Here is a 22840-nt window from a genome sequence, read left to right as displayed (position 1 = left end):
GATGGATCTAAAAACATTTACAGCACAGATCGAACTAATGCATCAAGAAGCTTTAAGACAAAGCGCCTCGTACGAAGACAAGTGGCTCAACACGTTCCATGGTGGACGTGAGAGCGCACTTGATCAAGTACTCAAATTATTGAAAGGGGAACGTCGGGATGGATAAGAAAGCGGCAATGCAGCGAATTATCGAATTGACTTATTCAGAAGATTGGCAAAATGACAAAGAAACTGCTTCGGAAGTGATGAGACTTGGAAGAGAGATGTGGGCAGACAAGAGCAACAAGCCAAGACCGAGAAAAATCGCAATCTGGCATGGCGACAAAATTCTAGTCACAGGAACTGCCCAGCAGTTAGCAACTCTCACAGGATTGCACGAGAAAATCGTGAGAAAGAGAGCTAGGTGTGGATACACAGACGTTAAGAAGAGAACGTTTAGGTACGTGGAGGAATCATCATGACAACAGAAGAAGTAATTCAAATGCGAATTCGAAGCATTCAACGTGAAATTGACGATCTGGAACGGACAAAGGCAGTGATGGTCAATGAAACGGCGAGAAAGGCAATCGATTTGCACATAGAGAATTTAAGAAGGGAAATTCGTAGATTGGAGGAATGAGCGTGGATAAGAAAGCAGCAATGAAACGAATTGCTGAATTAACCAAGTCAGAATCTTGGCAAGAAGACAAAGAAATAGTTGCAGAAGTCCAAAAGCTCGGTAAATCAATGTGGACTGAAAAAACCAAACGGAGAACGCCGAGAAAAATCGCAATCTGGCATGGTGATCGAATTCTAGTGACAGGTACCGCTGAACAGTTATCTGAAATTACTGGTCTGAGCAAAAACATTATTTGGGATAGAGCTAGGAGTTTATGGATTGATTCAAAAGGACGACAATTTAGGTATGTGGAGGAGAAAATATGCTAGACATGAGAATCGAAGATTATCGAATTACCAGTGATTCTAGAAACATTGTCTTATCGAAGGTAAGACGAGACGAAGAAGGAAACATCCGCTACACAGAAACAAAAGAAGAATCACGAGCAGATATCGGATACTTTCAAACGGTCTCATCGTGTTTAAAGGCGATACAACGCGATTACGTGTTAAGTGAAGAAAGAACGATAAAAAAAGTATTATCGAGTACAAAAAAGCGTTAGAAAACATCACTAGACAGTTTGAACAGGCATGTGAGTCATTACACAATACAGTGATATCATCCTCAAGAAAATCATGATGAAGATTCAGAAAGACAAAAAATCAAAAGAACGAGCGGAATTAGTTAAGTTGGAAATGGCTGAAACAGGAGCAGGAGTGCGAAGTAGCAGGCATTGGAAAGCAGCGGCTAATATTGAATTTTATTACAACGAAATTCAAAAAGGGTTCGATCAGATGCGTGAGCTGGATCGGCAAACAAATTGGAGCAAGAAACTTCATCAAGATCGTTTCAAATTTGTAGAAAAGTATAGAGAGATACTAGAGGAATACAAGGAGGACAGCAAACGATATGCCAGCGAATATTTTTGGTTTTTATGATGATTTTACTATGAAAGAAGAATTCGAAGTCCTAGCAGCATTTGCACAGTGGGGATTAGAACAGGAGGAAGCGTGATGGTAACTAAAAAAACATATACAGCTGAAATTACATGTGATGTTTGTAAAAAGAAAAAAATTATCCATGAAGGTGAGTCAAAAAACTTCTTAACTGTTAGTTGTGCTGTTAGAGAAATAGGGCATAGAGACGAGTATGGAAATTTTCATGAAGAAGATAAGCAAACATTGTTAGTTAAAGATTTAGATTTATGCCCAGAATGCAGGGAGAGAGCTTATACAAAGATAATTGCTGAAACCTCTCAAGCTTATTGTCTAGACTATCATTATTCGTTTTTTAAGTAATAAAGAACAGGAGGAAGCGGAATGAAAGTAAACAAAGCATTGGAAATATTAGGAAGTATGCCGGCAGAAGCTATGTTGTATTTCTGGGTAATTTCAAATGGTAAAAAGTGTTTAATGACTCCGAAGGAATTTAAATTGAACCCTGATGGAGATGGAGTAGGGATTGAAAGTGAAATCATCATTGCGATGGATGCGGAGAAAGCGGAATGAATGTTCAAAATAGCATTTTATCTGTTCGATTACACAGATGATTCGTTTAAGAAAGTTTATTTCCATCACTGGAATGATAGCAAGCCAGTTTTTACAAAAAACAAGAGGAGAGCTCAGGAGTATTTTGATGAAAGATCAGCAAATAAAGATATAGTGCAGTTAAAAAAAGCAGAATCACCATCTGCGAAAACATTATCTATAAAATTGGAGGAAGCGGAATGAACAACAGACACCGCAGAGTAACAAAACTAAGAAAACAGGAACTGAATGTACTAAAGGCAAAGTTCGAAAAAGAATACGGAGTTTCTGCAGAAGAAGCATATAAAGTGGCAAGTCAGTGTGTTGCTGATGCGAGTAATGCTATTCGTAAGTTTGGGATTTCGATATTAAATGATGATCGTAAATGGGAGGAAATGAGATGAAACTAAAAGACGGATTTTACGCTAGTAGTCATGGTATCGGCGGTTTAATGCTAGATATGCCGACAAAGAACCCTAAAACACGTAAGAAACCAAAATTCAAAGTCGGTGACATGGTTCGCTGCGAAGCAGAGGAGTTCATCTATCCGTTTCGTGGATATGTAGAGCATCTCTATAATCACTCAGCGATCATTCGTATTGAAAACACGATGGAATGCGACAAGTGGTTAGCGAAAAGTAAAGAGAATTTAGCTGTAGCGAGATTGGTGGATATGGAACTAATCAATGACAAATAAAAAAGCCGGATCGCTCCGGCTGATTCAATAAATCCAACACATTTATTATATCACATAAAGGAGCGGTTTGACTTGATGCAATTGTTACGAGAGGTAGATTTCAAACAGACAAGATGTAATGCGAGAGATGTGCTGAAGAACTTTCGGCGTTTGGAGCGGATGGCAGGTCGCTCTTTGATAGATATTAAGTCTCCTATCATAACCGATATGCCGAAGGCACCGAAGCACGGCAATAAGGCAGAGGACGCGATCATTCAGATGATGGATATAGAAGCAGAGAGAGATGCGATTCTAGCGGCTTTGATGGCACTTAGTCTGATTAGTCGTCAGATACTCTACTACAGCTTTTGTGTGCCAGATAGCTTCTCAAACTACAGAATTAGCCGTGAAGTGGGTTATTCAGAAAGAAGTATACAACGGATGAAGTCGGAAGCTCTAATAGAGTTTGCAGAAGCGTATAAACATGGGGAAATAATTGCTTATAAATAGGAGGACCATATAATGTGGAAAGATTATGTATCATTGAAAGAGTTGAAAAAAGATCTTATTTTCAAAAAAATCGTAGAATGGTCAGAGAGTGAATTAATTTTAGAAGATGGAACAAAATTAGAAGTTGTATGTAGCGAGTATGATTGCTGCGCATACGCTGGAGGTGAATTCAAAAATGTAAAACTTGATGCGGTTATTACGGATATAAAAATTTTTGATAAAGGTAAGCGTGGATATAATGGTGACGGACATACTTCTTATGCTGAAGTCGTTGTGTATCATAATCGGAATGAAATCGCCAAAGCGAAATGTACAGCGAATGATGGAAATGGCGGCTACTATTATAGTGTTTGTGCTTTAAAAGTCAAAGACAAACTTTGTGTAGTGACTGATGCATAAAAAATGGCGGTTTTTTGGCGGAATGATGGCGGTTTTTAGCTATTTACCAGTGATATTATGGTAGTGTCGAAAGATTAGTGATAGGTCTGAGACAAAATAATAATAAAAGGAACATCGTTTTATTATTGTTTCACAATTAAGCTTCGATAGACAGCAACGGAAATACTAAGAATAAGGATGTGAATTTCAACTTCTTCTAACTGTTCTTATTATCTATCATCCGTTGCTGTCTATTCTATTAATGGTAAAACTATAAAAGAGCCAAGACATCTCAACCGTTTTATTAATTGGTATCTGTGGCTCTTTTGCATTGCTTTGATTGGGACAGTAGCACTCAAAAAAATAAACATGTTTTTGTCGTCTTTCATCTGCTGCTCTCTATTAAACTGTATTATTTTCAAGGAGGCTCATTATGAAAAATGAATTGGTAGATATTTTAAACAAAAGAAAAAAAGATGTTTTACTATTAGAAAATGCATGTCAATATGCAAACTACGAAAATAAACTTCTATTAATTGGGATTATTGAAACATTAAAAATGGAAATATTAGATTTAGAGACTGTTTTGCAATTTCAATCTTCTTCGTTTTCTGTACTATGATCTATTTTTTTTAATGAGTCAATTATTTTTGTACTATCCAATAATTTTTGTTCTTTTAAATCAGGAAAAGACTTTGATACTTCTATCGAAGCTGAGACAGAAGCTTCAAATCCGACTCCCATGGATAGTATTTTATCAATATTTTCTGTAACTTTTGTCATTTGAGTAATTATTTCTGCTTGTTCTGATAGATTATTTGATGTTAAAAATTGTTCAGTTAATTTTGTATATATTGCTTGATTGGCTTTTATTTGGGATTCGCGAACAGTTGCTCTTACTTGCTCGTCTAAATCTAAAGACTCCAGTTGCTTATCTAAAGCTTTTATTTGCCTAGTACCTACTTGGCTTCTCTGAACTAAAGATACAAGCTTGCCAAATAATGTTACAGCAGTAGAGGATAATAGAGAAACTACTAACCAATTGGTTCCCACATCGAAGTTTTCAACAACAACGTCTGTTTGAAACTCTTTTAATCCTCTTAACAATTTAAATGTGTCTTTCAGAATTAATATAGTTTCAGAAAATTCATCAAATGATAACTCTCTATCAGGTAAACTTATTATTAATGAATTGCTATCTTCGCTTTCGCTATGGAGATTTTGAGAAATTATTGTTGTAATTCCTTCCGATTTATACTTTACTTGTTGTACTATTTTCATAAAATTATTGTAGCTATTAACCCCATAACTCATGCTATCTGAAGCGGAAGATGGTAGCCACTGTTCTTTGTCAATTATTTCTTTTTCCTGAGGGAAAAGATTTGTTTCCAATAGATTTATTATACTCTTTCTGAAAGTATTATAACCCAAAATTTTTTTTATTTGAGAATTTCCCGAAGTGGATGATTCTACTTTTAAGTTGGCTAAGTCAATTGTATTTTCATTAATGATTTTTTGCACTTCTCTTAATCGCATAATGCACTCCTTTTATTTTATATTTCAGCGGACCACTCGCTGATAAATAAAATTATACACTTAGTATTTATTTTCACAATATGAATTTATCGTAATAACTTTTGAGTAAATAGAACAAAAAACCTGCACTAGTTTCCGCTAGTACAGGCAGTGACTATATCGGTTGATAATCTAGCATATATTAAAAATAATTGCAAGAAAAGAAATTTATAGTGGTCGATACCAAATTATCAAAGCAATGTTATTTTGTTGCTGTCTATTAATTTATGTGTTGGAGGGAAAACGAATGGATAAAGAAATCAAAGCAACTTTCAAATTAGATTTGACTGAACTAAAAGAACTGCTCAACAAGGCTAGTGACCAAGTCGAACAGTTACAAGAAACTTTAGATGAAATTGCTAATTTCACAATCCAAGTTTCTTAGCAGTATATTTTTTAGCAGCTGCACTCATGAAATCATACCAAGTATCAGAAAAATATAACTTAACTAAATAATTAAAAAAGGTGGGTAAAGAGAAATGACGGCGTTAATAATTTCAATTTTTGCGCTCTGTCTTAATGTCTATATGATTGGATTTAAAAATGGACAAAATAAAAAATAGTAGCAGCCAAGAATAATTTTATAGTGTCACTGTAGCGGAAAGGGTAGACGCTAAGCATGCGTGCTAGGTCAATGCTTCGGCAACCATGCAATGTTCGATTCATTGCCAGTGGCTTTGGTTTACGGTGATCCATAACTGCCTGTCAGTAAAACCGTACAGAGGTATAACTGCATCTCATTGCTGAGGTGTAGTTTTTACATAGAGAATCACTCATTGAGTGGTCTTTTTATTTTACATAAAGGAGGTAACAACAATGTATAGACCACAATACTTAGAACAGAAGTATGAAGTAATCACTGTGCAAAATGGTAACGGTGAGATAGTACGAAAGTATAGAAGACCAATAAAGAGCGATACATATAAACGAAAGGAAAACAACGAAGTTATTCCATTGTATGGCAAAAGAATAGCTAAGCATTAAATAAGATTGCGAAAGGAGACGGAACATGACCGAGGAATTCTATAGATGGCTATTACAGTTGATAAGAGAAGATCGTTTAGTTAAGTTCTATCAGTCTCCTAAATGGCGCAGGCTTAGAGAGAAAGCGATGAAACGAGATCACTATGAATGCCAAGAGTGTAGAAGACTAGGTAAGTATCATAGAGTAGAGAACGTTCATCATATAAAGGAAGTCAAGGATAGACCTGACTTAGCTTTAGATTTAGATAATCTTATTTGTTTATGTGTTGAACATCATAATGAAGTTCATGGCAGATATCTTACAGCATTAGATAAACAAGAGAAGAAGATAGAAAGCTTTGCTAACTTCGACGCAAGTGAAAGGTGGTAAGTGCATGATCATCAATGACAATGGCAGAGAGTATGATACAGAAAAGATTGAAGAGTATTCATCTTATACACAAGGATTAATTAAACGTTTGATATACGTTCGCTATGTAGGTATTAGGGATCTGTTATCAGATAACTGTTGTAGCAAATACAAAGTGAATCAAGTAAGAGAAGCGTTGAATAAAGATAATAACGTTGAAAGAATAAAAAATGTTTTTGGATATGGCATTGAAGAGATTAATTATTACATTGACTTCGCTGAAGCTTTCATTCCGATGGTGAGATAACCCCCCCCTTAAAATAAATCGCAATTTTTTTGGGGGTGATGAAACGGAGGGGGCTGTCAGGAAAAAATATTTTTTCGAACTTTATCATGAAAGGAGGGCTAGAATGTTTAAAAACGAATTGTCTCAAAATCGCTACAGAGAAAAATTACGCCGCTCTTTAATAAGCCAATTGGAAAGTCAGAAAACAAATATTGAGCCATTCTTAGATAATGTTGATCGTTATATCAGTTTATGGGAAACGGCGATATCACTGGAGGAAGATATATCCGAGAACGGCATTAGATTGGAGAATGGTAAAAAGAATGAATCAGTAGCGTTGCTTGTTTCTGTCAATAAACAAATGGGATTGATGTTGGATAAACTTGCCATTACTCCTGAATTGGTAGGTGAAGCAAATGAATCAATTCCTGAGTTATAAGCATATTGAAAATTGGTTCAAAGCTATAGAAGAAGGCACTATCAAGGTATGCAAAGAGCAATTATTGCTAAAAAAGTATCTAGAAGAAAGAGTCTTTACTAGAGAAGATATTTACTTCGATAAGCAAATGGTAGAGGATTCAATCAATATACCAGCACAATACTTTCCATTTGAATTAATTCCGTGGGAAAAATTTCTACAATGTTTTATTTATGGAGTCCGATGGAAAAAAGATAAAACGCTAGTGTTCAATAGATATCTTTCATTAATGGGACGTGGTAATGGTAAAACTGGTTTTGCTTCTTGGAACAATTTTTTCTTGCTGACTGCAAAACACGGTGTTAAAAATTATGATATTGATATTTATGCCAATAACGAAAGCCAAGCAAAGACTAGTTTTGATGATGTATTTAAAGTAATTAAAGATCATCCAGATTTAGATAAAAAAGTATTTAAAGCTACGAAGGAAGTTATTCAAAATATTGCTACAAATAGCAAACTTCGTTATAACACGGCAAACGCTAGAACAAAAGACGGGAAGCGACCAGGTGCAAACCGCTTTGATGAAATTCACGAAAATGAAGATTATTCAATGATAAATGTGGCTACTTCTGGTGGTGGTAAAATTCGAGATTATAGAGAATTTTATGATACAACTAATGGTCATGTTCGTGGTGGTCCGCTTGATGACATTATAGAAGAATCAAAAATGATTCTTTCTGGAGAACTTGGAATTGACAAGGATGGAGCAGAATTTTCTAGTTTGTTTCCATTTATTTGTCGCTTGGATAACGATAATGAAGTTGATGATCCCGACATGTGGGAAAAAGCTTGTCCAACTATTAATTACAATGCAGATCTAAAACGGAAAATGTTTCAAGAATACTCTCAAATGCAACGTAATGCTGGTTTAAGACTTACGTTCATGACGAAACGAATGAACAGACCAATGGAAGACACACGCTTTGCTGTTGCTTCATATGATGATGTTCTGCATACGAAAGAAAAAGAATTTCCTGAAAAAATGGATGAAGTGATAGGAACAGTCGATTTTGCTGATAGACGAGATTTTGCCAGCGTTGGGTTGCTAGGAAAATATGATAAAGATGTGTATTTTACACAACATACTTTTATCCACGAATCAGCTCTTCGATTACAGAACATAAAACGAGAGATTATAGATATTTCTATAGATCAAGGTAAATCACAGATCGTTCATGGGAAAAATATAGAAGCTGATTATATCGTAGGTTGGTTTCTTGAAATGAGTAATAAATATTACATTAAAAAAATCGCTATGGATATGTACCGTGCAAAAATATTGAAGCCCGCTTTAGAAGAAGCAGGTTTTACTGTAGAAATTGTTCGAAGCGGATCTGTTACACATGGTATGTTAAAAGATCTGGTTGATGACCTTTTTATTAATCAACGTTTATATTTTGGTGATGATGCAATTATGCGTTGGTATTGCATGAATGTATATGAAGAGCATATTTCTAATGGGAATATACGCTATGAAAAAATAGAACCTGAAACTAGAAAAACGGATGGCTTTTTTTCATTCCTTCATGGTTTGAATTTTTTGGATGATATTTATGATTCTGCTCCTGTAACAGTCACAAATAGTTCAGTAGAAAATACAGGAACTGGATTTACTCCTCTAGTATTCTAACTTGAAAGGAGGTGAGAAAGTGGGGATTTTTCAAAAGGCGGTAGGATACTTCACAAAAAAAGCAACGGTTCCTTTAGAAGAATACTTTTGTAAATTGCAAGTTGATTTTGTGTATCGAAAATTTGCGATTGAAACTTGTATTGATTTGATTGCAAATGCGATGAGTAAAGCGGAATTCAAGTCATATGAAGATGGAAAAAATAAAAAGAATGATCTTTACTATAGGCTGAATGTAGCTCCTAATAAGAAAAATAATGCAACAGAATTTAGAAAAAAACTGATCAGGAGATTAATATTCTACAATGAAGTATTGATCGTTTCTCCGTCTAATAATTCTAGCGAAATATTTATTGCGGATAGTTGGGATGTCACAGAGTATGCATTAAAAGATGATGTGTTTTCTCAAGTACAAATTAACAACATAGTCCTTGATAGAGAATTTCTAGAAAGTGATGTTATCTATATAAAATACGCAGATCAACAAATCAGGCAACTAGTCGATGCGTATTATCAAGCGTATGGGAAACTCATTTCTAGTGCTATGAATGTTTATAAGCGTTCTAACGCTCGTAGATACGTATTGAAAGGGAATTTATTTCGACCACAAGACAATACAACACAAGACCAAATCAATAAAATGATGACATCGCAGTTCAAACCATTCATGGAAGCGGACAATGCAGGGGCAGTATTCCAACTACAAGAAGGATTCAATTTAGAAGATTTCAGCGGAAACTTCCAAAGCAATTCAAGAGATATAAAAAACTTAATAGACGACATCTTTGAGATGACAGCAGCAGCGTTTCACGTTCCGAAAAACCTACTAAAGGGAGACATGAGTGGGTTATCGGATCAAGTGGACGCTTTTTTAATGTTCGAAATCATACCGATTGCTGAACTTATTCAGGATGCGTTTAACGCTAGTCTCTATGAAGCAGAAGAATACTTGTCAGGGAATTTTGTACGTGTGGATACAACTATGATCAAGATTACTAGCTTCAAAGATTTGGTTGACGCTATTGATGTAGGCATTAGAAATGGGGTATTTACAATCAACGAAGGAAGAGAACGCGTTGGAAATGATCGCTCTGATAAGGCGATGGCAGATGAAATATTTATAACTAAAAACAACCAACAAGTATCGAAAGGAGGTGAGGCGAATGACAACAATGAAAACATTTCTAGCAGTAAAGAATGAAGGCACAGTACCGCAAATTTTTATTCAGGGATTTATTGGTTCTAGTTGGTTCTTTGAAGGGAATACTGACAAGGGAATCAAAAATATTTTGGATAGTCTAGGTGATCAAGAAGAAATTGAAGTAGTGATTAATTCAAACGGTGGAGACGTATTTCAAGGGATTGCTATTGGGAACTTACTTAAGTCAAATAAAGCAAAAGTTAACGTTGTGATTAACGGCTTAGCCGCTAGTGCTGCTTCAATTATCGCAATGGCTGGCGATACTATAAAAATCTACAACAATGCACAATTGATGATTCACCGCGCTTCCACATATGGAGAAGGAAATGTCGATGATTTTCGCACGATTGCTGACCAACTGGAATCAATTGATAAATCGGTAAAGGCTTCATATAAAACACGATTCAATGGCACAGATGAAGCATTGCAAGAACTTCTTGAAAAAGAATCGTTTATGGATGCAGAAACAGCTTTGAGTTATGGATTGGTCGATGAAATTATCGATGCAGAAAATAGCTCAGGTACTGAAGCTAAAAAAGAACAAAGCGTTGAAGAAATTTTGAATGAAGTTGAAGAAAAAAGAGCAGAAAAAATTGCTGCATTTACAGCAGCATTAAATAAAACATTTGGACAAGGAGATGCAAAATAATGACAGTTAAAAATTTAAAAGGTGTAACAGCTGCAAGCGACCAATTGATGAAGGCTTTTAAAGATGGTAACGAAGAATCTTTTAGCGCAGCTATGGTAAGCTTATCTAAGGAAATTCAGGATAAAATTTTAGAAGAAGCAACAGCAAAAAATCAAGATCAATTAGTATTAATGAATCGTGGTCAGCGTGTGTTAACTACGCAAGAAACAAAATTCTATAACGAAGTGGTGAATAACGAAGGTTTTGCAGGGGTTGAAGAATTAGTACCAGCTACTGTATTTGAACGCGTATTTGAAGATCTAGAACAATCTCATCCACTATTGCAAAAAATTACTTTTGTTAACACAACTGGTGTAACAGAATGGATTGTGTCACGTGGAGTCAATCCAGCATGGTGGGGTAAACTGTGCGAAGCTGTTAAAAGAGTTTTAGATAATGGCTTTGACGTAATTAACATGAAGCAGTTCAAGCTATCAGGTTATATCCCTGTATGTAAGGCAATGCTTGACTTAGGTCCAGTATGGTTAGATCGTTATGTTCGTACTGTTTTAGTTGAATCGTTGAGAATTGCATTAGAACAAGCAATTGTTGATGGTACTGGTAAAGATATGCCAGTTGGAATGATGCGTGACATGAGCAAACAAACTAGCGGAGAATATGCTGAAAAAACAGCAGAACCTATTACAGCTTTAGATGCTGCAACTATGGGTGGTTTGATGGCACGACTATCAAAATTCAATATCGAAGGTGTAGATGATCCGATTTATCGTAATGTGAATCCTTCTGATGTGGTCCTAATTGTGAATCCAACTGATTACTGGTCTAAAGTATTCCCAGCTAAGACTGTACTAACTGCTAATGGAGAATATGTACAAGTATTGCCAGTACCAGTTTCAGACTTGCAGTCAACAGCTGTGCCAGAAGGAAAAGCAGTTATTGGGGTAGCTTCAGATTACTTTATGGGTGTAGGATCTACACTAAAAATTGAAGCTTCAGATGAATACCATTTTGTTGAAGACGAACGCATTTATCTAGCTAAACAATATGCAAATGGACAACCTAAACGTAACGATAGTTTCATTGTGTTAGATATTAGCGCTTTGGGAACTACTACTACAACTACAAAACCAACAACCACAACAACTACAACACAAGCGTAGGTGATCAGAATGAAGTATATTCTTTGTCAGCCGGCAATCAATCGGTTTAAATGGGAGCTTGAAGTTTGTTTAACTAATCTGAAGAAACTAGGAATCAAAGATATCGTATTGCTTTTCAGCAGACACGATGATCAGATTCCTATTTTTTTTGAGAAGGAATATGGCGTTGAAGTTCATGTGTACGATGATCTGCGGGACGACAAAGAGTATATTCCTTCGATTAAACCATATTTATGGTGGAAATATTTAGAAGAAGATCATTCGCGTGAGAACGACCGATATTTCTATATCGATTCGGATGTCATTTTCAATAAAAGAATTAATTTGCGCAAATTGCCTTCTAAAGATGATGTTTGGTATTGTAGCGACTGCTGTAGTTATCTAAGTCTTGATTATATTAGAAGCTGTGAAAACGGAGAAAATATTCTAAAAGATATGGCAAACATTGTAAATGTTACAGTAGAATCTTTGGAAACTATAAACACTAATTCAGGAGGCGCACAGTGGGTTATTAACCGTCCTAAAGCGAATTATTGGAAAAAGGTTTATCTAGATTCTAATCGGCTATATCGCTACCTTAGAGGGCAAAAAACAAATATACAAATATGGACATCCGAGATGTGGGCACAGCTTTGGAACATGATGTATTTCAATATTGGTCCTAAAGTTCACGAGGAATTAGACTTTTGTTTTGCTACTGACCCAATAGAAAAAGTTAAAGAAGTAAAAATCTTGCATAATGCTGGAGTAACAACAAATGATGAAGATTTATTTTTCAAAGGGAGATACGTGACTTCCACACCTTTTGATGAAGATTTATCATTTGTAAACAAGAAAAAATGCTCTTACGCATATGTTAAAGCAATTAAGGCGGTGGTTAGATGACGCCTGAACAAGTGACTGAAGAATTGCTAACAGCTGTGAAGGATAATATTTACGTTACCTGGAATGAAGAAGATGAGTCAATTAAAAAGATGATAGCTAAAAATGCTGTTTATCTTCAAAGTAAAGTGAGTACAACTCTTTCTTTTTCTCCCGAAAGCTTAGAATACGGATTGCTAATCGAAAGATGTAGATACGACTGGAATCGTGCTTTAGATGAGTTTGAACAAAATTTCGCTAGTGAGTTATTAGGTTTCATTCAACATTATGCGCTACAAGAATATATTGCAGGTGATGGGAATGGCGAATAATCGTAGACTCGAAGAAACGTTCAACGATGGATGGTTAAAGATTTTGACGCAAACCACAAAAAGAAATGAATTAGGAAAAAAGATTGGTGTAGAAGATACAGAAATCACTTCTTTAAAATTTAGAAATCTTTCCATGAGAGATAGCGATATAACAGCTATGGATGCGATGGGATCGAAATTAACTAAGAAAGTAAAGACACCATTTCATCCAATCGCCAAGAAATTTAATAAAGATCAATATTTTATCGTAATCAATAGTATGCGTTACAACGTTATCTATGCCGATTACGATAATTTTTATATCTATTTTTATCTTGAAAGTGTGGGTGAATATGGTGATTGATAATTCTAAAGAAAAAGAACGTTTAAATAAGCAAATTTCTGCTATCAAAACTTCCTTAGAAGAACATTTTAAGCTAAAACTCTTTCAAGACTCTGTTGGCGAGGATGAGCTACCTGATGATTTTAATTACTTCATTCTCGAAACAGGAGAAATAGAAATGATCACTGAACCAAAATATAGCGTGGGTCAAAATCTATATCTAACTTTCTATTCAGAAAATAGAGAAGATTTAACAGGAGATTCACTAGATATTATTTCATTGATTCAAAATCGTTCGATTCGTTTTCAGAGAATGGATCCCAACCATTTAAAACTAGAAAATCAAGATCGCTATATCGATCAATTGGTATTTACGTTTAGACGATTATTGAAGAGTGATTGTCATGGCTAAAAATAGTTGGGAGCTAAAAATAAATGGACATGATGAACTTCTTGTGCGGATGGAACGCTATTCAAGCGAGAGCGAACGACTGATTAACGAAGCATTGAAATCAAAAGGTTCAGATATTGCAGTGGATAGGATTACGGAAAAAATTCCTGTTTCTGAAGCAGATTTAAGAAGAGGACACCAACACGCAAAAAATAGTCGTCCACTTAAGACTCAATATATTAATTTGGGTTTCATCATTAGACCTACAAGAAAATTTGAGTATTTAAAATATCCTGATTTGGGGATAGGTACTTCTAAAAGAAATCAGCCAGACGAATTTATGAGAAGAGGATTAGGTCTTGCACTTGATCCAATTACAGAACTTCTGATTCGTCAATTCGATAAATTAAATAAATAGGGGGAACAACAATGGCTAAAACAACAACTGTAGTAACAACGTTCGATAACGTGAGTATCAAACGAATTGCTTTTAATTTTAAGAACGCAGAAAATGCAATCGCAACAGATTGTAACGGACAATTAGATGGCGAAACAGAAATGCAAACGGTGGTTAAAAAATGTGGAGCGACAGAAGTAAAATCAAAATCTAAACCAATCAATATGACGGTAACAATTACTGCACATGTACCGATGGAAGTTTATCGACGTTTCAATGGATTGAAACAAGATGAACGTATTAAACCAGGCATTTACTCTTACGGTCCTGATTCCGTAGGCGAAGATTTCTCACTTGCTGCAGAGATCGTGGATGACTTCGAAGAAAATAGCAAGTTAGTTGGTATGTTAGCATGCACTTCGAATACAGGATTAACATTCTCTATTGAAAATGGTGCGGATGAAGTAGCTGCGTTAGAACTAGAAACAAAAGTTATGCAAGATGAATTTGGTAAATTCTATCATGAAGCAATTGTTGCAGAACTTGAAGAAGACTTAACGGATCAATGGATGACGAATCTATCTGCTGATGTGATTAAAAAGAGTTCAACAACCACTACTACAACGACTCAAGCTTAAACATAAAACGGAGGTAGCAAAATGAACGAAGATTACTCAAAAATTGAACTAAACGATGGAACAATTTTGAATTTAGAACCTAAACTGAATATCAAGAAATTATTGATGATCAATAGAGATTTTAACACAGACGAGTTTGCAAAAATGACTGTGGGAAAAGGATCCATGGATATTTCTGTTATTCAAGGTGCAAAGGCTGTGTATATTGCTTACCGCCAAGCGAACATGACTGATTATATTTCATTCGATGAATTTATTGATAAATGGGATTTTGATATGGCTACTGCCAGCTATATTTATCAATTGATGATGTTCAAACAAGCACGAGATGCCTATCAAAAAGAATTCGAAAAAGCAAATATGGAAAAAAAGCTTCAAAAGTAAAAATGCCAAAGCTCTTAGTTGAAACGTGGGTCGATGTCTATTCGATGTTGACCGACGTTTTTTCTATGCCTTCAGATTTAGTTTTAAGCGATATCTGTTTAGATGACATTTTACAAATGGCTTACAACAAGAGCGCTTATGAAGGATGGAAGAACTACGCAATAAATCAATCCCAAAAAAATTAAAGAAAGGAGGTAAAAAATGGCTAAAAAGAGAACAGAAGCAGAAGTAACTTTCATAGCTAACGATGACGGATTGAAATCTACGTTAAAAGAAATCAGCGCTGAATTAACTAAAAATAGAGCAGAATTAAAACTAGAACAAGCTCAATTACAACAGACTGGTTCTGAATCAGACAAGTTAGGAAGTAAATTATCTTCTTTAGAGAAGCAGTATGAATTACAAAGTCAAAAAGTTGAAGTAACTAGCCAACGTTTAGCCAATGCGAAAAAATATTATGGAGAAAATTCCACCGAAGTTCAGAAACTTGAAAGGGAACTGATTAATCAACAAACAGCGCAACAACGTTTGTCAAACGAAATTGATAAAACGAGTAATGCACTAGCTCAAGCAAAAGGCGAAATACAGACGTACGAGTCTACAATGCAACAGTTGGATAGTGAACAAAAAAATGTTCAAGCTAGTGCTTCTCTGATTGAATCCGAATACAAAAAATGGCAAGCAACTGCTGGTCAATCAGCTTCTGAAGCCGAGAAATTAGCGAAAGCCCAAGAATATGTTTCTCAACAATCTGAAAATGCGGAGAAAACGATAGATATCCTAAGACGACAGTTAGAAGCTACACAGTCTGAATTTGGCGCTACATCCACAGAAGCAATGCAGATGGAAGCGAAGCTTAATGATGCTGAACGTGAATTTGAAGAGTTAGGACAAGCTGCTAAAAACGTAGATACAACTAACTTGGACGATATCGGAAGCAAAATAGATATGAATAATTTAATGGAAGCTTCTGACGTTTTAAGCGACATTGGCGATAAGCTTACAGAATTAGGGAAACAAGCAGTGGACTCTGCTAACAGTGTAGGTAGTTCCCAGAGTAAGATACAAGCTAATTTTGGTTTGTCTAAACAAGAGGCTGAAGAATTAACGAATGTAGCCAGAGACATTTATTATAAAGGTTTTGGAGAATCGTTAGATCAGTCCACAGATGCATTGATTTTGGTAAAGCGTAATTTAGGCGATTTAAATAATCAAGATTTACAAAATATCACGGAACAAGCTATGGTCCTAGAAAACACCATGGGCGCTGATATGGATGAAACGTTACGTGGTGTAAATGGCTTAATGGTCAATTTCGGCTTGAGTGCTCAAGATGCAATGGATTTAATGGTTTCGGGTACTCAAAACGGTTTAGATAAAACGCACGAATTAGGCGACAATATGGCAGAATATAGCCAATTATGGAGTCAAATGGGATATTCAGCTGATGAAACGTTCGGAATGCTTCAAAATGGTTTAGATGCGGGTGCTTATAACCTTGATAAAGTCAATGACTTAGTTAAGGAAATGGGAATATCGTTAACAGATGGTCGATTTGAGCAAAACATGGATATGTTTAGTGAAAGTACTAGAAAAGCTTTTGAAGAGTGGAAAAATGGCGGAGGAACACAAAAAGACGTTATTAATTCCATGATTCAAGATTTTAGCAATATGGATGGTCAATACGACCAATTAAATAAAGCTTCGACAATTTGGTCTGCGCTTGGCGAAGATAATGCGATGAAAGTTGTCCAATCTTTAACTGATGTTAACCATACATTTGATGATGTTAGTGGATCTGCACAAAAAATGAATGAAGATTCTACTACTCCGTTGCAAGAGTTGAACGGGAAAATAGCTGAATTAAAGGATTCATTAGCTCCTATAGGCAACACAATCATAGATGCACTCGAACCAGTAATTGATTTTCTAGGAAAGATGGCTGATGCGTTTAATAATCTTCCACAACCAGTACAGGATTATGCCGTAGCAATTGGCGGATTGACTGCTGCATTTACTTTATTAATGCCAATAATAGTTGGCTTCATGGCTCTAGGTGGTCCTACTACATTAATAATAGGAGCAGTTATTACTGCTATTGCTGGAGTTATAGCAATTATAAAAAACTGGGGTGCAATTACTGACTGGTTTAAGGGAATATGGAGTAAATTCACTGATTGGTTGGGTGGTACTTGGGAAAGTATAAAAGAAGGTGCCTCATCAGTTTGGGATGGAGTCAAAGAAACCTGGTCTGGATTTGTAGATTGGGTTCAAGAAATTTGGCAAGGAGTTTCTGATTGGTTTGGAGAGTTATGGAGCGGATTAGTTGAAGGAGCTTCCAACATCTGGCAAGGAGTCCAAGAGACTTGGCAAGCATTCGTTGATTGGGTTTCAAATATTTGGAACGGAGTCAAAGAAGTATGGTCGATTATTTGGGCGGACATTGTAGGAATTGTTCAAATACCATGGACATTAATAACGTCATTGATCCAAGCTGGTATTAATATTATCGTGGGTATTTTTGATGTAGCTGGACAGTTATTAGGCGCAGCTTGGCAAGCTGTTTGGACGCCTATTTCTGATTTCCTTAAAAATACTTGGGATACTATGACACAATGGATAAGCATCGCTTGGAATGGAATTGTAACTACATTCCATACTATATTTGATCCAGTAGTGGCATGGTGGAATGGTATATGGACATCTATTAGTACTACGGCTTCAAATATTTGGAATTCAATTAGTGCAACAGCTTCTAGTATTTGGAACAGTATCAAGAATACAATCACTAGCTTGGTACAAGCAGCTGCTACAGTAATTCAAAATATTTGGTCAACTGTATCTAGTTGGTTAGGTGGAATTTGGAATTCAATCAGCTCTACAGCATCAAATATCTGGAATAGTGTGACTAGTAGTATAAGCAATGCTATAAACGCAGCTAAAAGTGCCATTCAAAGTGTTTGGAATAGTATATCTTCGTGGATCAGCGGAATTTGGAACGGTATCAAAAACACTGCTTTGAATCTTTGGAATGGAATTACAAGCACTATTAGCTCCAAAGTAAACGATGGAAAAAATGCAATTTCAAGCGGTTGGTCCAATCTAACAGGTATTGTTTCCGACATATTCAATAATGTTAAAAGTACAATTGCTAACATTTGGGAAGGTATCAAAAAGACTGTTAGCGCTCCGATTGATTGGATTAGAGATAAAATCAGTGGCATCTTTGATAATCTGAATATTTCGATACCACATATTCCGTTACCACATTTTAAATTGAGTGGGGAATTCAATCCATTGAAGGGAAAAATCCCAACGTTGGGTGTTGATTGGTATGCGAAAGGTAGTGTGTTTAATTCTCCGAATATTATCGGTGTCGGTGAAGCAGGACCTGAAGCAGTTTTACCTTTGAAAAGATCTGTGCTGCAAGAAATTGGTGATCGTATCTTGAGTAGCACATCAGTTTCATCTAGGGCACAAACGATTCAACCTGTGAACAACTACGAATTCAATTTCACAATTGATGGTAACGCAGATGAAGTTACTATGAAGCAAACAACTCAACAAATCATTGATAGCATTACAAAAGTTCAAAATGATAATGCTTCGGCATGGCGTTAAACAGGAGAGTATTTCTCCTGTTTTTTTAGTATTAAAAAGGATGTGAAAAAATGACTGATTGTATACATTCTATAATCGATGGATTTCCTGATTATTTGCATAAATTGGCTTTAGCGGAAAGACCAACCATACCTTCTCCAAAAAGGCAGAGAGTTGAGACTTCTGTTTTAGGAAGGTTAGGTGGCTTAGTACAAGATTACTCGTTTGAAGACATGTCGTTTACATTGCACTATAACTATTTAGAGGATGTGGAAGACCATCAAGCGTTCAAGCAATCGTTTTATATCATGCGTCATTGGTTAAATTATGCAAAGAAATTAGAATTCTCTGATGATCCCAACGTCTATTACGTTATCCAGACTATCGATATTGGGGATGCAGAAAACGATATTGTTGAATGGGGAGAGTTCGATGTGAATATCACTGCGAAACCATTCGCAAGAGTTCAAGAAGACGTACCAATAACCGTAGATAAACCACAGTCATTTAACTTGCTGAATAATAGTTTAGAAGAAAGTTTTCCAAAGATTATCATCACTCCTTCAGCTACTTCATGCCAATTCATCTTAAATGATTATGTGTTTAATTTTGAAGGCTTAGTAGTGGGAACTGACGTAGTCATTGATAGTGATTTGATGCTTTGCTACGAAGAGCAATCGGACGGAGATATTTTAGATCGGTCCAACAAAATGAAGACCATGCAATATCCGACGTTGCAAGTGGATATTAATTATTTTAATTGTACTGGTTTGAGCAAAATACAAATTTATCGTAATGGGTTAAGGTAGGTGAAATAGATGATCGATAATTTAATAACTATTTACGATAAAAACGACGCGAATAATTTAGCTGAACATTTATATGATACGCAAGGTTTAGGCGCTTTGTCAGACTGGTTAACAGCTACTGTTAGCAATAAACTAAACGGAGCCGAGATATTTCAGGGTACTTATCCAATAAGCGGAACTAATGCAGACTTGATTATAGAGGGGCGTATTATTCAGTGCTATGTAGATGAAAATCGAGCAAAACAGCGTCTAAGGATTTATTATGCAAAGACTTCTGTAATAGGCAATACGATAGAAGTAAAAGCTGAACCTATTTTCAATGATATAAGAAAATCGGTGTTGAATAAATATGACAGCGGAACAGAAAAGATCACTGCTACTCAGGCATGGCAAAACGCAAAAGCTTTAGCGAAACCAGTTATTCCTTCGCAGTTTTCTTTCACATCATTAGTAGATACGCTTGCTAATGTGAAGATAGAAAAAGCGAATTTTTTAGAATTCTTTGGTGGAAAAGAGGGGTCTATTCTAGATCGATTTCATGGGGAATTTCTTAAAGATAATAACACATTACGTCATGAAAAAAGGCTAGGTACGGATCATAAAATCAAAGCGATTTATACTAAAAACTTAACTGGTCTCGACTTAGAGATAGATGCTCAAAGTGTTTTAGTTGGAGTTTATCCATTCATTAGCAGTTCGTCAGAAGGAGAAGATGAGATCACTCTACCAGAAGAAGTTATTTTCACGGATTACGTGGATGATTATCCTGCTGGATATGTTTCTTTTGTTGATTTTAAAGACAAAGCGACTAATGTAGCCTCATTAAGGGAAGCTGCTAAAGACTGGTTGAAAACAAACATAGATAAACAAAAACCACAAGTGAGTGGTTCGATTGAATTAGTACCATTGAGACATCAAAGAGGTTATGAAAAATTTGTTGATCTGGAAAAAGTTTCGATGGGTGACGGAGTAGATGTGTATCATCCACAGTTAAAAGTGAATATGTCAGCAAGAATTGTGGAATATACGTTTAATGTTTTAACTAACTCATACGATAAATTAGTTGTAGGAAACGTCAAAACAAACTTCTTAGAAAATACAGAGAATAATATAAGTAATTTGATTAATGATGCCATTGATCAATTGAAAAATGGCGGCGAAATCAGCGATTTAATCAATGATATTGTAGATCATCAAACTGATATGATTACTGGTCAAAATGGTGGTTATGTTTTATTAGATCCTAAAGAAGCGCCTAGTCGTATTTTGATTATGGACACGCCAGATAAGAATACCGCACGGAATGTTTTGCAAATCAACAACGCTGGTATTGGTTTTTCTAAAACTGGTATTAACGGAACATATGAAACAGCATGGACGTTAGACGGCGTGTTTAACGCTAGTTTTATTACGTCTGGTGTATTAAAGGCTATTAATATTGAAGGGGTAACGATTAAAGGTTCTACAATTACAGGGGGTACAATAACCAGTCAAGGTACAGATTTTACTACAGAAATCAAAAATGGGGATATTTCTTGGAAAAGAAACAGTGATGGGGTTGTATATTTTAAACAAAAACCAGAAAACTTTACCAGCGGAAGTACAACAACGTCAAATATCAGATTCCAATTATTAGATAAAGCACAAGGGTTTACCGTTAGTAAGGGTGATGCAAGATTTCCAGCGTATTTACTTAGTTTTAATGATGGTACATTTGGTGTTAATACGTCTACATCATTTGATTTGATGGCAGGTAGCAGAAATGATGGTACTGGTGTACCATCGAACATGGCAAATGTTAATGGTTACCATAGTATTGGGGTAGAGTTATCTCACAAGTATAATGGTAAGTTAACGATAGCTAACGTTCGATCTACTGGTTTTAGTGTTACTGGTGGTACTAAAAATGCCAGTGTCTCTACAGAACATTATGGTCAAAGACTATTAAATGCCTATGAAACACCAGAAAATTATTTTGCCGATTATGGGGAAGCTGTAGTAGGAAAAGACTGCATTGTTAATGTGCCAATTGACCCTATTTATGCAGAAACAGTTACGCTTTGTTTGTATCATGTATTCTTAACACCTAATAAATTATGTCAATTCGCGGTAACAGAAACTACACCAGAGTATTTTGTAATTGAAACTGATACACCTAATGTATTATTTTCTTGGAATTTAGTAGCACACAGAAAAGGTTTTGAGCATCAACGTCTAGAACTTGATGACCATGATTATAATGTGCACGAATACGACCAAAATGAATTTTAGCAAGGAGGTATATAAATGGCTAGCAGTTTATATAATTTGGCTTTAGATTTCAGCAAAGAATTAAACTACACCAAAGCTATCATGGCTCGTCAAGGTGATAAAGGGATCACGGTGACTGTTAAACCATTTTTAAATGGCTTGCAGATGGATACGAGTGGCGGAATATTTACTTTAAAAGGAACAACACCATCTAACCGTTATGTAGATAGTGTTGCAACTAGTGTAACTAGTGAAGAAGTCACATTTTCTCTTGATGGCACATTTATGAGTGAAACAGGGTATTATAAACACTGCTATGTAGAATATAGAAAAGACAATCAAATTTTAACAACGCAAGATATCATTTTTTTCTCACTAGGAGTGTCTGACATTTCGCAAGGCCAAGCTGATGAATATGTTTCGCAATTGGAAGAGTTGATTCAAAAGTATAACGAAACTTTTGATGCTTTTATGGCTGAAATCAAAGGTAGAGTGGACAGCTTAAATCAACAGATTAATGATTTAACTGGTCAAGCTAAAACGCTACAAGACAAGTTAGATGCTCTGAAAGAAGAAATTTATAAGTTAGGTAACTTACAAGTGATGTACAGTAACAGCATCGACTTCGGAAATTATGATTATTCTGGAAGAGCTAACTTAGCACCTAACCTAGATTTTAGCAAGTTTAGTGGTAATGGAACAACAATGACAAAACCATTAGCTTGTTTCAAAGATCACGAAACATATTTAGAACTAGACAGTAGCGATCCTTCGGCAGTCAACATAAACAGAAATATATACGTGCCAAATTGCTCAGCGTTGCTTCCTAATAATGTGTATATTATGACAGTCCCAA

General features: G+C 35.6%; 35 protein-coding genes and 1 pseudogene. 35 read left to right on the top strand and 1 reads right to left on the bottom strand.

Features of this window, described 5'->3' with window-relative positions; all coding sequences use genetic code 11:
• The first annotated feature begins 1 nt into the window (after window position 1).
• The 14 genes and pseudogenes from KFO35_RS07315 to KFO35_RS07250 all read left to right on the top strand — a co-directional run bounded on the left by KFO35_RS07315 (window position 2) and on the right by KFO35_RS07250 (window position 4310).
• Window positions 2–166, top strand: a complete 165-nt coding sequence (locus KFO35_RS07315; protein ID WP_002301521.1) for a hypothetical protein — start codon at window positions 2–4, stop codon at window positions 164–166.
• Window positions 159–461: a hypothetical protein gene (locus KFO35_RS07310; protein ID WP_156272105.1), complete on the top strand. Its 303-nt coding sequence runs from the start codon at window positions 159–161 to the stop codon at window positions 459–461. The genes KFO35_RS07315 and KFO35_RS07310 overlap by 8 nt, the downstream gene beginning before the upstream one ends.
• Complete coding sequence (locus KFO35_RS07305; protein WP_002301517.1) at window positions 458–619, top strand: hypothetical protein; 162 nt, start codon at window positions 458–460, stop codon at window positions 617–619. The genes KFO35_RS07310 and KFO35_RS07305 overlap by 4 nt, the downstream gene beginning before the upstream one ends.
• On the top strand, window positions 616–927 hold the full coding sequence (locus KFO35_RS07300; protein ID WP_156272107.1) for a hypothetical protein: 312 nt from the start codon (window positions 616–618) through the stop codon (window positions 925–927). The genes KFO35_RS07305 and KFO35_RS07300 overlap by 4 nt, the downstream gene beginning before the upstream one ends.
• Window positions 921–1237, top strand: a pseudogene (locus KFO35_RS07295) (hypothetical protein). Before KFO35_RS07300 ends, KFO35_RS07295 begins: the two are co-directional and overlap by 7 nt.
• Window positions 1234–1536, top strand: coding sequence for a DUF1140 family protein (locus tag KFO35_RS07290; protein WP_244653257.1), 303 nt, complete (start codon window positions 1234–1236; stop codon window positions 1534–1536). The pseudogene KFO35_RS07295 and the gene KFO35_RS07290 overlap by 4 nt, the downstream one beginning before the upstream one ends.
• A gap of 75 nt (window positions 1537–1611) precedes the next feature.
• Entirely contained in the window at window positions 1612–1896 is a 285-nt protein-coding gene (locus KFO35_RS07285; protein ID WP_010726599.1) for a hypothetical protein, read from the top strand.
• Between the two features lie 21 nt (window positions 1897–1917).
• The gene (locus KFO35_RS07280; protein WP_156272111.1) at window positions 1918–2106 is read left to right on the top strand and encodes a hypothetical protein; all 189 of its coding nucleotides are present in this window, start codon (window positions 1918–1920) and stop codon (window positions 2104–2106) included.
• On the top strand, window positions 2107–2328 hold the full coding sequence (locus KFO35_RS07275) for a hypothetical protein (RefSeq protein ID WP_156272113.1): 222 nt from the start codon (window positions 2107–2109) through the stop codon (window positions 2326–2328).
• The gene (locus KFO35_RS07270; RefSeq protein WP_156272115.1) at window positions 2325–2528 is read left to right on the top strand and encodes a toxin PIN; all 204 of its coding nucleotides are present in this window, start codon (window positions 2325–2327) and stop codon (window positions 2526–2528) included. The genes KFO35_RS07275 and KFO35_RS07270 overlap by 4 nt, the downstream gene beginning before the upstream one ends.
• Window positions 2525–2821: a hypothetical protein gene (locus KFO35_RS07265; RefSeq protein WP_114634668.1), complete on the top strand. Its 297-nt coding sequence runs from the start codon at window positions 2525–2527 to the stop codon at window positions 2819–2821. The genes KFO35_RS07270 and KFO35_RS07265 overlap by 4 nt, the downstream gene beginning before the upstream one ends.
• A gap of 75 nt (window positions 2822–2896) precedes the next feature.
• Window positions 2897–3310 carry an ArpU family phage packaging/lysis transcriptional regulator gene (locus KFO35_RS07260; protein WP_104884883.1) on the top strand — a complete coding sequence of 138 codons (414 nt, stop codon included), beginning with the start codon at window positions 2897–2899 and terminating at the stop codon, window positions 3308–3310.
• 12 nt (window positions 3311–3322) lie between these two features.
• Window positions 3323–3709 carry a DUF7448 domain-containing protein gene (locus KFO35_RS07255; RefSeq protein WP_024635617.1) on the top strand — a complete coding sequence of 129 codons (387 nt, stop codon included), beginning with the start codon at window positions 3323–3325 and terminating at the stop codon, window positions 3707–3709.
• A gap of 412 nt (window positions 3710–4121) precedes the next feature.
• Window positions 4122–4310 carry a hypothetical protein gene (locus KFO35_RS07250; protein WP_125028444.1) on the top strand — a complete coding sequence of 63 codons (189 nt, stop codon included), beginning with the start codon at window positions 4122–4124 and terminating at the stop codon, window positions 4308–4310.
• Here KFO35_RS07250 and KFO35_RS07245 read toward each other — a convergent pair.
• Complete coding sequence (locus KFO35_RS07245; RefSeq protein ID WP_125028443.1) at window positions 4283–5224, bottom strand: hypothetical protein; 942 nt, start codon at window positions 5222–5224, stop codon at window positions 4283–4285. The two genes, KFO35_RS07250 and KFO35_RS07245, sit on opposite strands and share 28 nt — an antisense overlap.
• A gap of 286 nt (window positions 5225–5510) precedes the next feature.
• Here KFO35_RS07245 and KFO35_RS07240 point away from each other — a divergent pair, with 286 nt between their 5' ends.
• The 21 genes from KFO35_RS07240 to KFO35_RS07140 all read left to right on the top strand — a co-directional run.
• On the top strand, window positions 5511–5648 hold the full coding sequence (locus KFO35_RS07240; RefSeq protein WP_162836702.1) for a hypothetical protein: 138 nt from the start codon (window positions 5511–5513) through the stop codon (window positions 5646–5648).
• A gap of 431 nt (window positions 5649–6079) precedes the next feature.
• Window positions 6080–6247 (top strand): hypothetical protein, encoded by a 168-nt coding sequence (locus KFO35_RS07235; RefSeq protein WP_005876810.1) that lies wholly within the window; start codon window positions 6080–6082, stop codon window positions 6245–6247.
• Window positions 6248–6272: 25 nt separating this feature from the next.
• Window positions 6273–6617 (top strand): HNH endonuclease, encoded by a 345-nt coding sequence (locus tag KFO35_RS07230; protein WP_002305386.1) that lies wholly within the window; start codon window positions 6273–6275, stop codon window positions 6615–6617.
• A 4-nt stretch (window positions 6618–6621) separates the two neighbouring features.
• Window positions 6622–6903, top strand: a complete 282-nt coding sequence (locus KFO35_RS07225) for a hypothetical protein (protein WP_002340808.1) — start codon at window positions 6622–6624, stop codon at window positions 6901–6903.
• A gap of 103 nt (window positions 6904–7006) precedes the next feature.
• The gene (locus tag KFO35_RS07220; protein WP_002286538.1) at window positions 7007–7321 is read left to right on the top strand and encodes a P27 family phage terminase small subunit; all 315 of its coding nucleotides are present in this window, start codon (window positions 7007–7009) and stop codon (window positions 7319–7321) included.
• Window positions 7299–8993, top strand: a complete 1695-nt coding sequence (locus KFO35_RS07215; protein WP_064376003.1) for a terminase TerL endonuclease subunit — start codon at window positions 7299–7301, stop codon at window positions 8991–8993. Before KFO35_RS07220 ends, KFO35_RS07215 begins: the two co-directional genes overlap by 23 nt.
• Before the next feature lie 19 nt (window positions 8994–9012).
• On the top strand, window positions 9013–10191 hold the full coding sequence (locus KFO35_RS07210) for a phage portal protein (protein WP_064376002.1): 1179 nt from the start codon (window positions 9013–9015) through the stop codon (window positions 10189–10191).
• Entirely contained in the window at window positions 10154–10840 is a 687-nt protein-coding gene (locus KFO35_RS07205; RefSeq protein ID WP_137203085.1) for a head maturation protease, ClpP-related, read from the top strand. Before KFO35_RS07210 ends, KFO35_RS07205 begins: the two co-directional genes overlap by 38 nt.
• Window positions 10840–12000, top strand: coding sequence for a phage major capsid protein (locus KFO35_RS07200; protein ID WP_113787860.1), 1161 nt, complete (start codon window positions 10840–10842; stop codon window positions 11998–12000). The genes KFO35_RS07205 and KFO35_RS07200 overlap by 1 nt, the downstream gene beginning before the upstream one ends.
• 9 nt (window positions 12001–12009) lie before the next feature.
• Complete coding sequence (locus tag KFO35_RS07195; RefSeq protein ID WP_047936918.1) at window positions 12010–12885, top strand: phage protein; 876 nt, start codon at window positions 12010–12012, stop codon at window positions 12883–12885.
• A complete protein-coding gene (locus KFO35_RS07190) occupies window positions 12882–13193 on the top strand; it encodes a hypothetical protein (RefSeq protein ID WP_002318248.1) in 312 nt (103 codons plus the stop codon). The genes KFO35_RS07195 and KFO35_RS07190 overlap by 4 nt, the downstream gene beginning before the upstream one ends.
• Complete coding sequence (locus KFO35_RS07185; RefSeq protein ID WP_002336345.1) at window positions 13183–13536, top strand: phage head-tail adaptor; 354 nt, start codon at window positions 13183–13185, stop codon at window positions 13534–13536. Before KFO35_RS07190 ends, KFO35_RS07185 begins: the two co-directional genes overlap by 11 nt.
• Window positions 13526–13927: a hypothetical protein gene (locus KFO35_RS07180; protein WP_002318246.1), complete on the top strand. Its 402-nt coding sequence runs from the start codon at window positions 13526–13528 to the stop codon at window positions 13925–13927. The genes KFO35_RS07185 and KFO35_RS07180 overlap by 11 nt, the downstream gene beginning before the upstream one ends.
• A complete protein-coding gene (locus KFO35_RS07175; protein ID WP_002319774.1) occupies window positions 13920–14324 on the top strand; it encodes a hypothetical protein in 405 nt (134 codons plus the stop codon). The genes KFO35_RS07180 and KFO35_RS07175 overlap by 8 nt, the downstream gene beginning before the upstream one ends.
• 11 nt (window positions 14325–14335) lie before the next feature.
• A complete protein-coding gene (locus tag KFO35_RS07170; protein ID WP_002318244.1) occupies window positions 14336–14941 on the top strand; it encodes a hypothetical protein in 606 nt (201 codons plus the stop codon).
• 21 nt (window positions 14942–14962) lie between these two features.
• Window positions 14963–15325, top strand: a complete 363-nt coding sequence (locus KFO35_RS07165; RefSeq protein ID WP_064375999.1) for a hypothetical protein — start codon at window positions 14963–14965, stop codon at window positions 15323–15325.
• Window positions 15326–15327: 2 nt separating this feature from the next.
• Window positions 15328–15510, top strand: a complete 183-nt coding sequence (locus KFO35_RS14400) for a hypothetical protein (protein ID WP_002305377.1) — start codon at window positions 15328–15330, stop codon at window positions 15508–15510.
• A gap of 16 nt (window positions 15511–15526) precedes the next feature.
• Window positions 15527–18946, top strand: a complete 3420-nt coding sequence (locus tag KFO35_RS07155; protein WP_156272119.1) for a phage tail tape measure protein — start codon at window positions 15527–15529, stop codon at window positions 18944–18946.
• 50 nt (window positions 18947–18996) lie between these two features.
• On the top strand, window positions 18997–19734 hold the full coding sequence (locus tag KFO35_RS07150) for a phage tail protein (RefSeq protein ID WP_156272121.1): 738 nt from the start codon (window positions 18997–18999) through the stop codon (window positions 19732–19734).
• 9 nt (window positions 19735–19743) lie between these two features.
• Window positions 19744–22005 (top strand): phage tail spike protein, encoded by a 2262-nt coding sequence (locus KFO35_RS07145; RefSeq protein ID WP_156272123.1) that lies wholly within the window; start codon window positions 19744–19746, stop codon window positions 22003–22005.
• A gap of 15 nt (window positions 22006–22020) precedes the next feature.
• Window positions 22021–22840, top strand: an 820-nt coding sequence (locus KFO35_RS07140) for a BppU family phage baseplate upper protein (protein ID WP_244653256.1), incomplete at its 3' end; no start/stop codon positions are given.

Source organism: Enterococcus lactis (genome assembly GCF_015751045.1).
Classification (GTDB): Bacteria; Bacillota; Bacilli; order Lactobacillales; family Enterococcaceae; genus Enterococcus_B; species Enterococcus_B lactis.
This window is presented reverse-complemented; position numbering and strand designations above follow the sequence as displayed.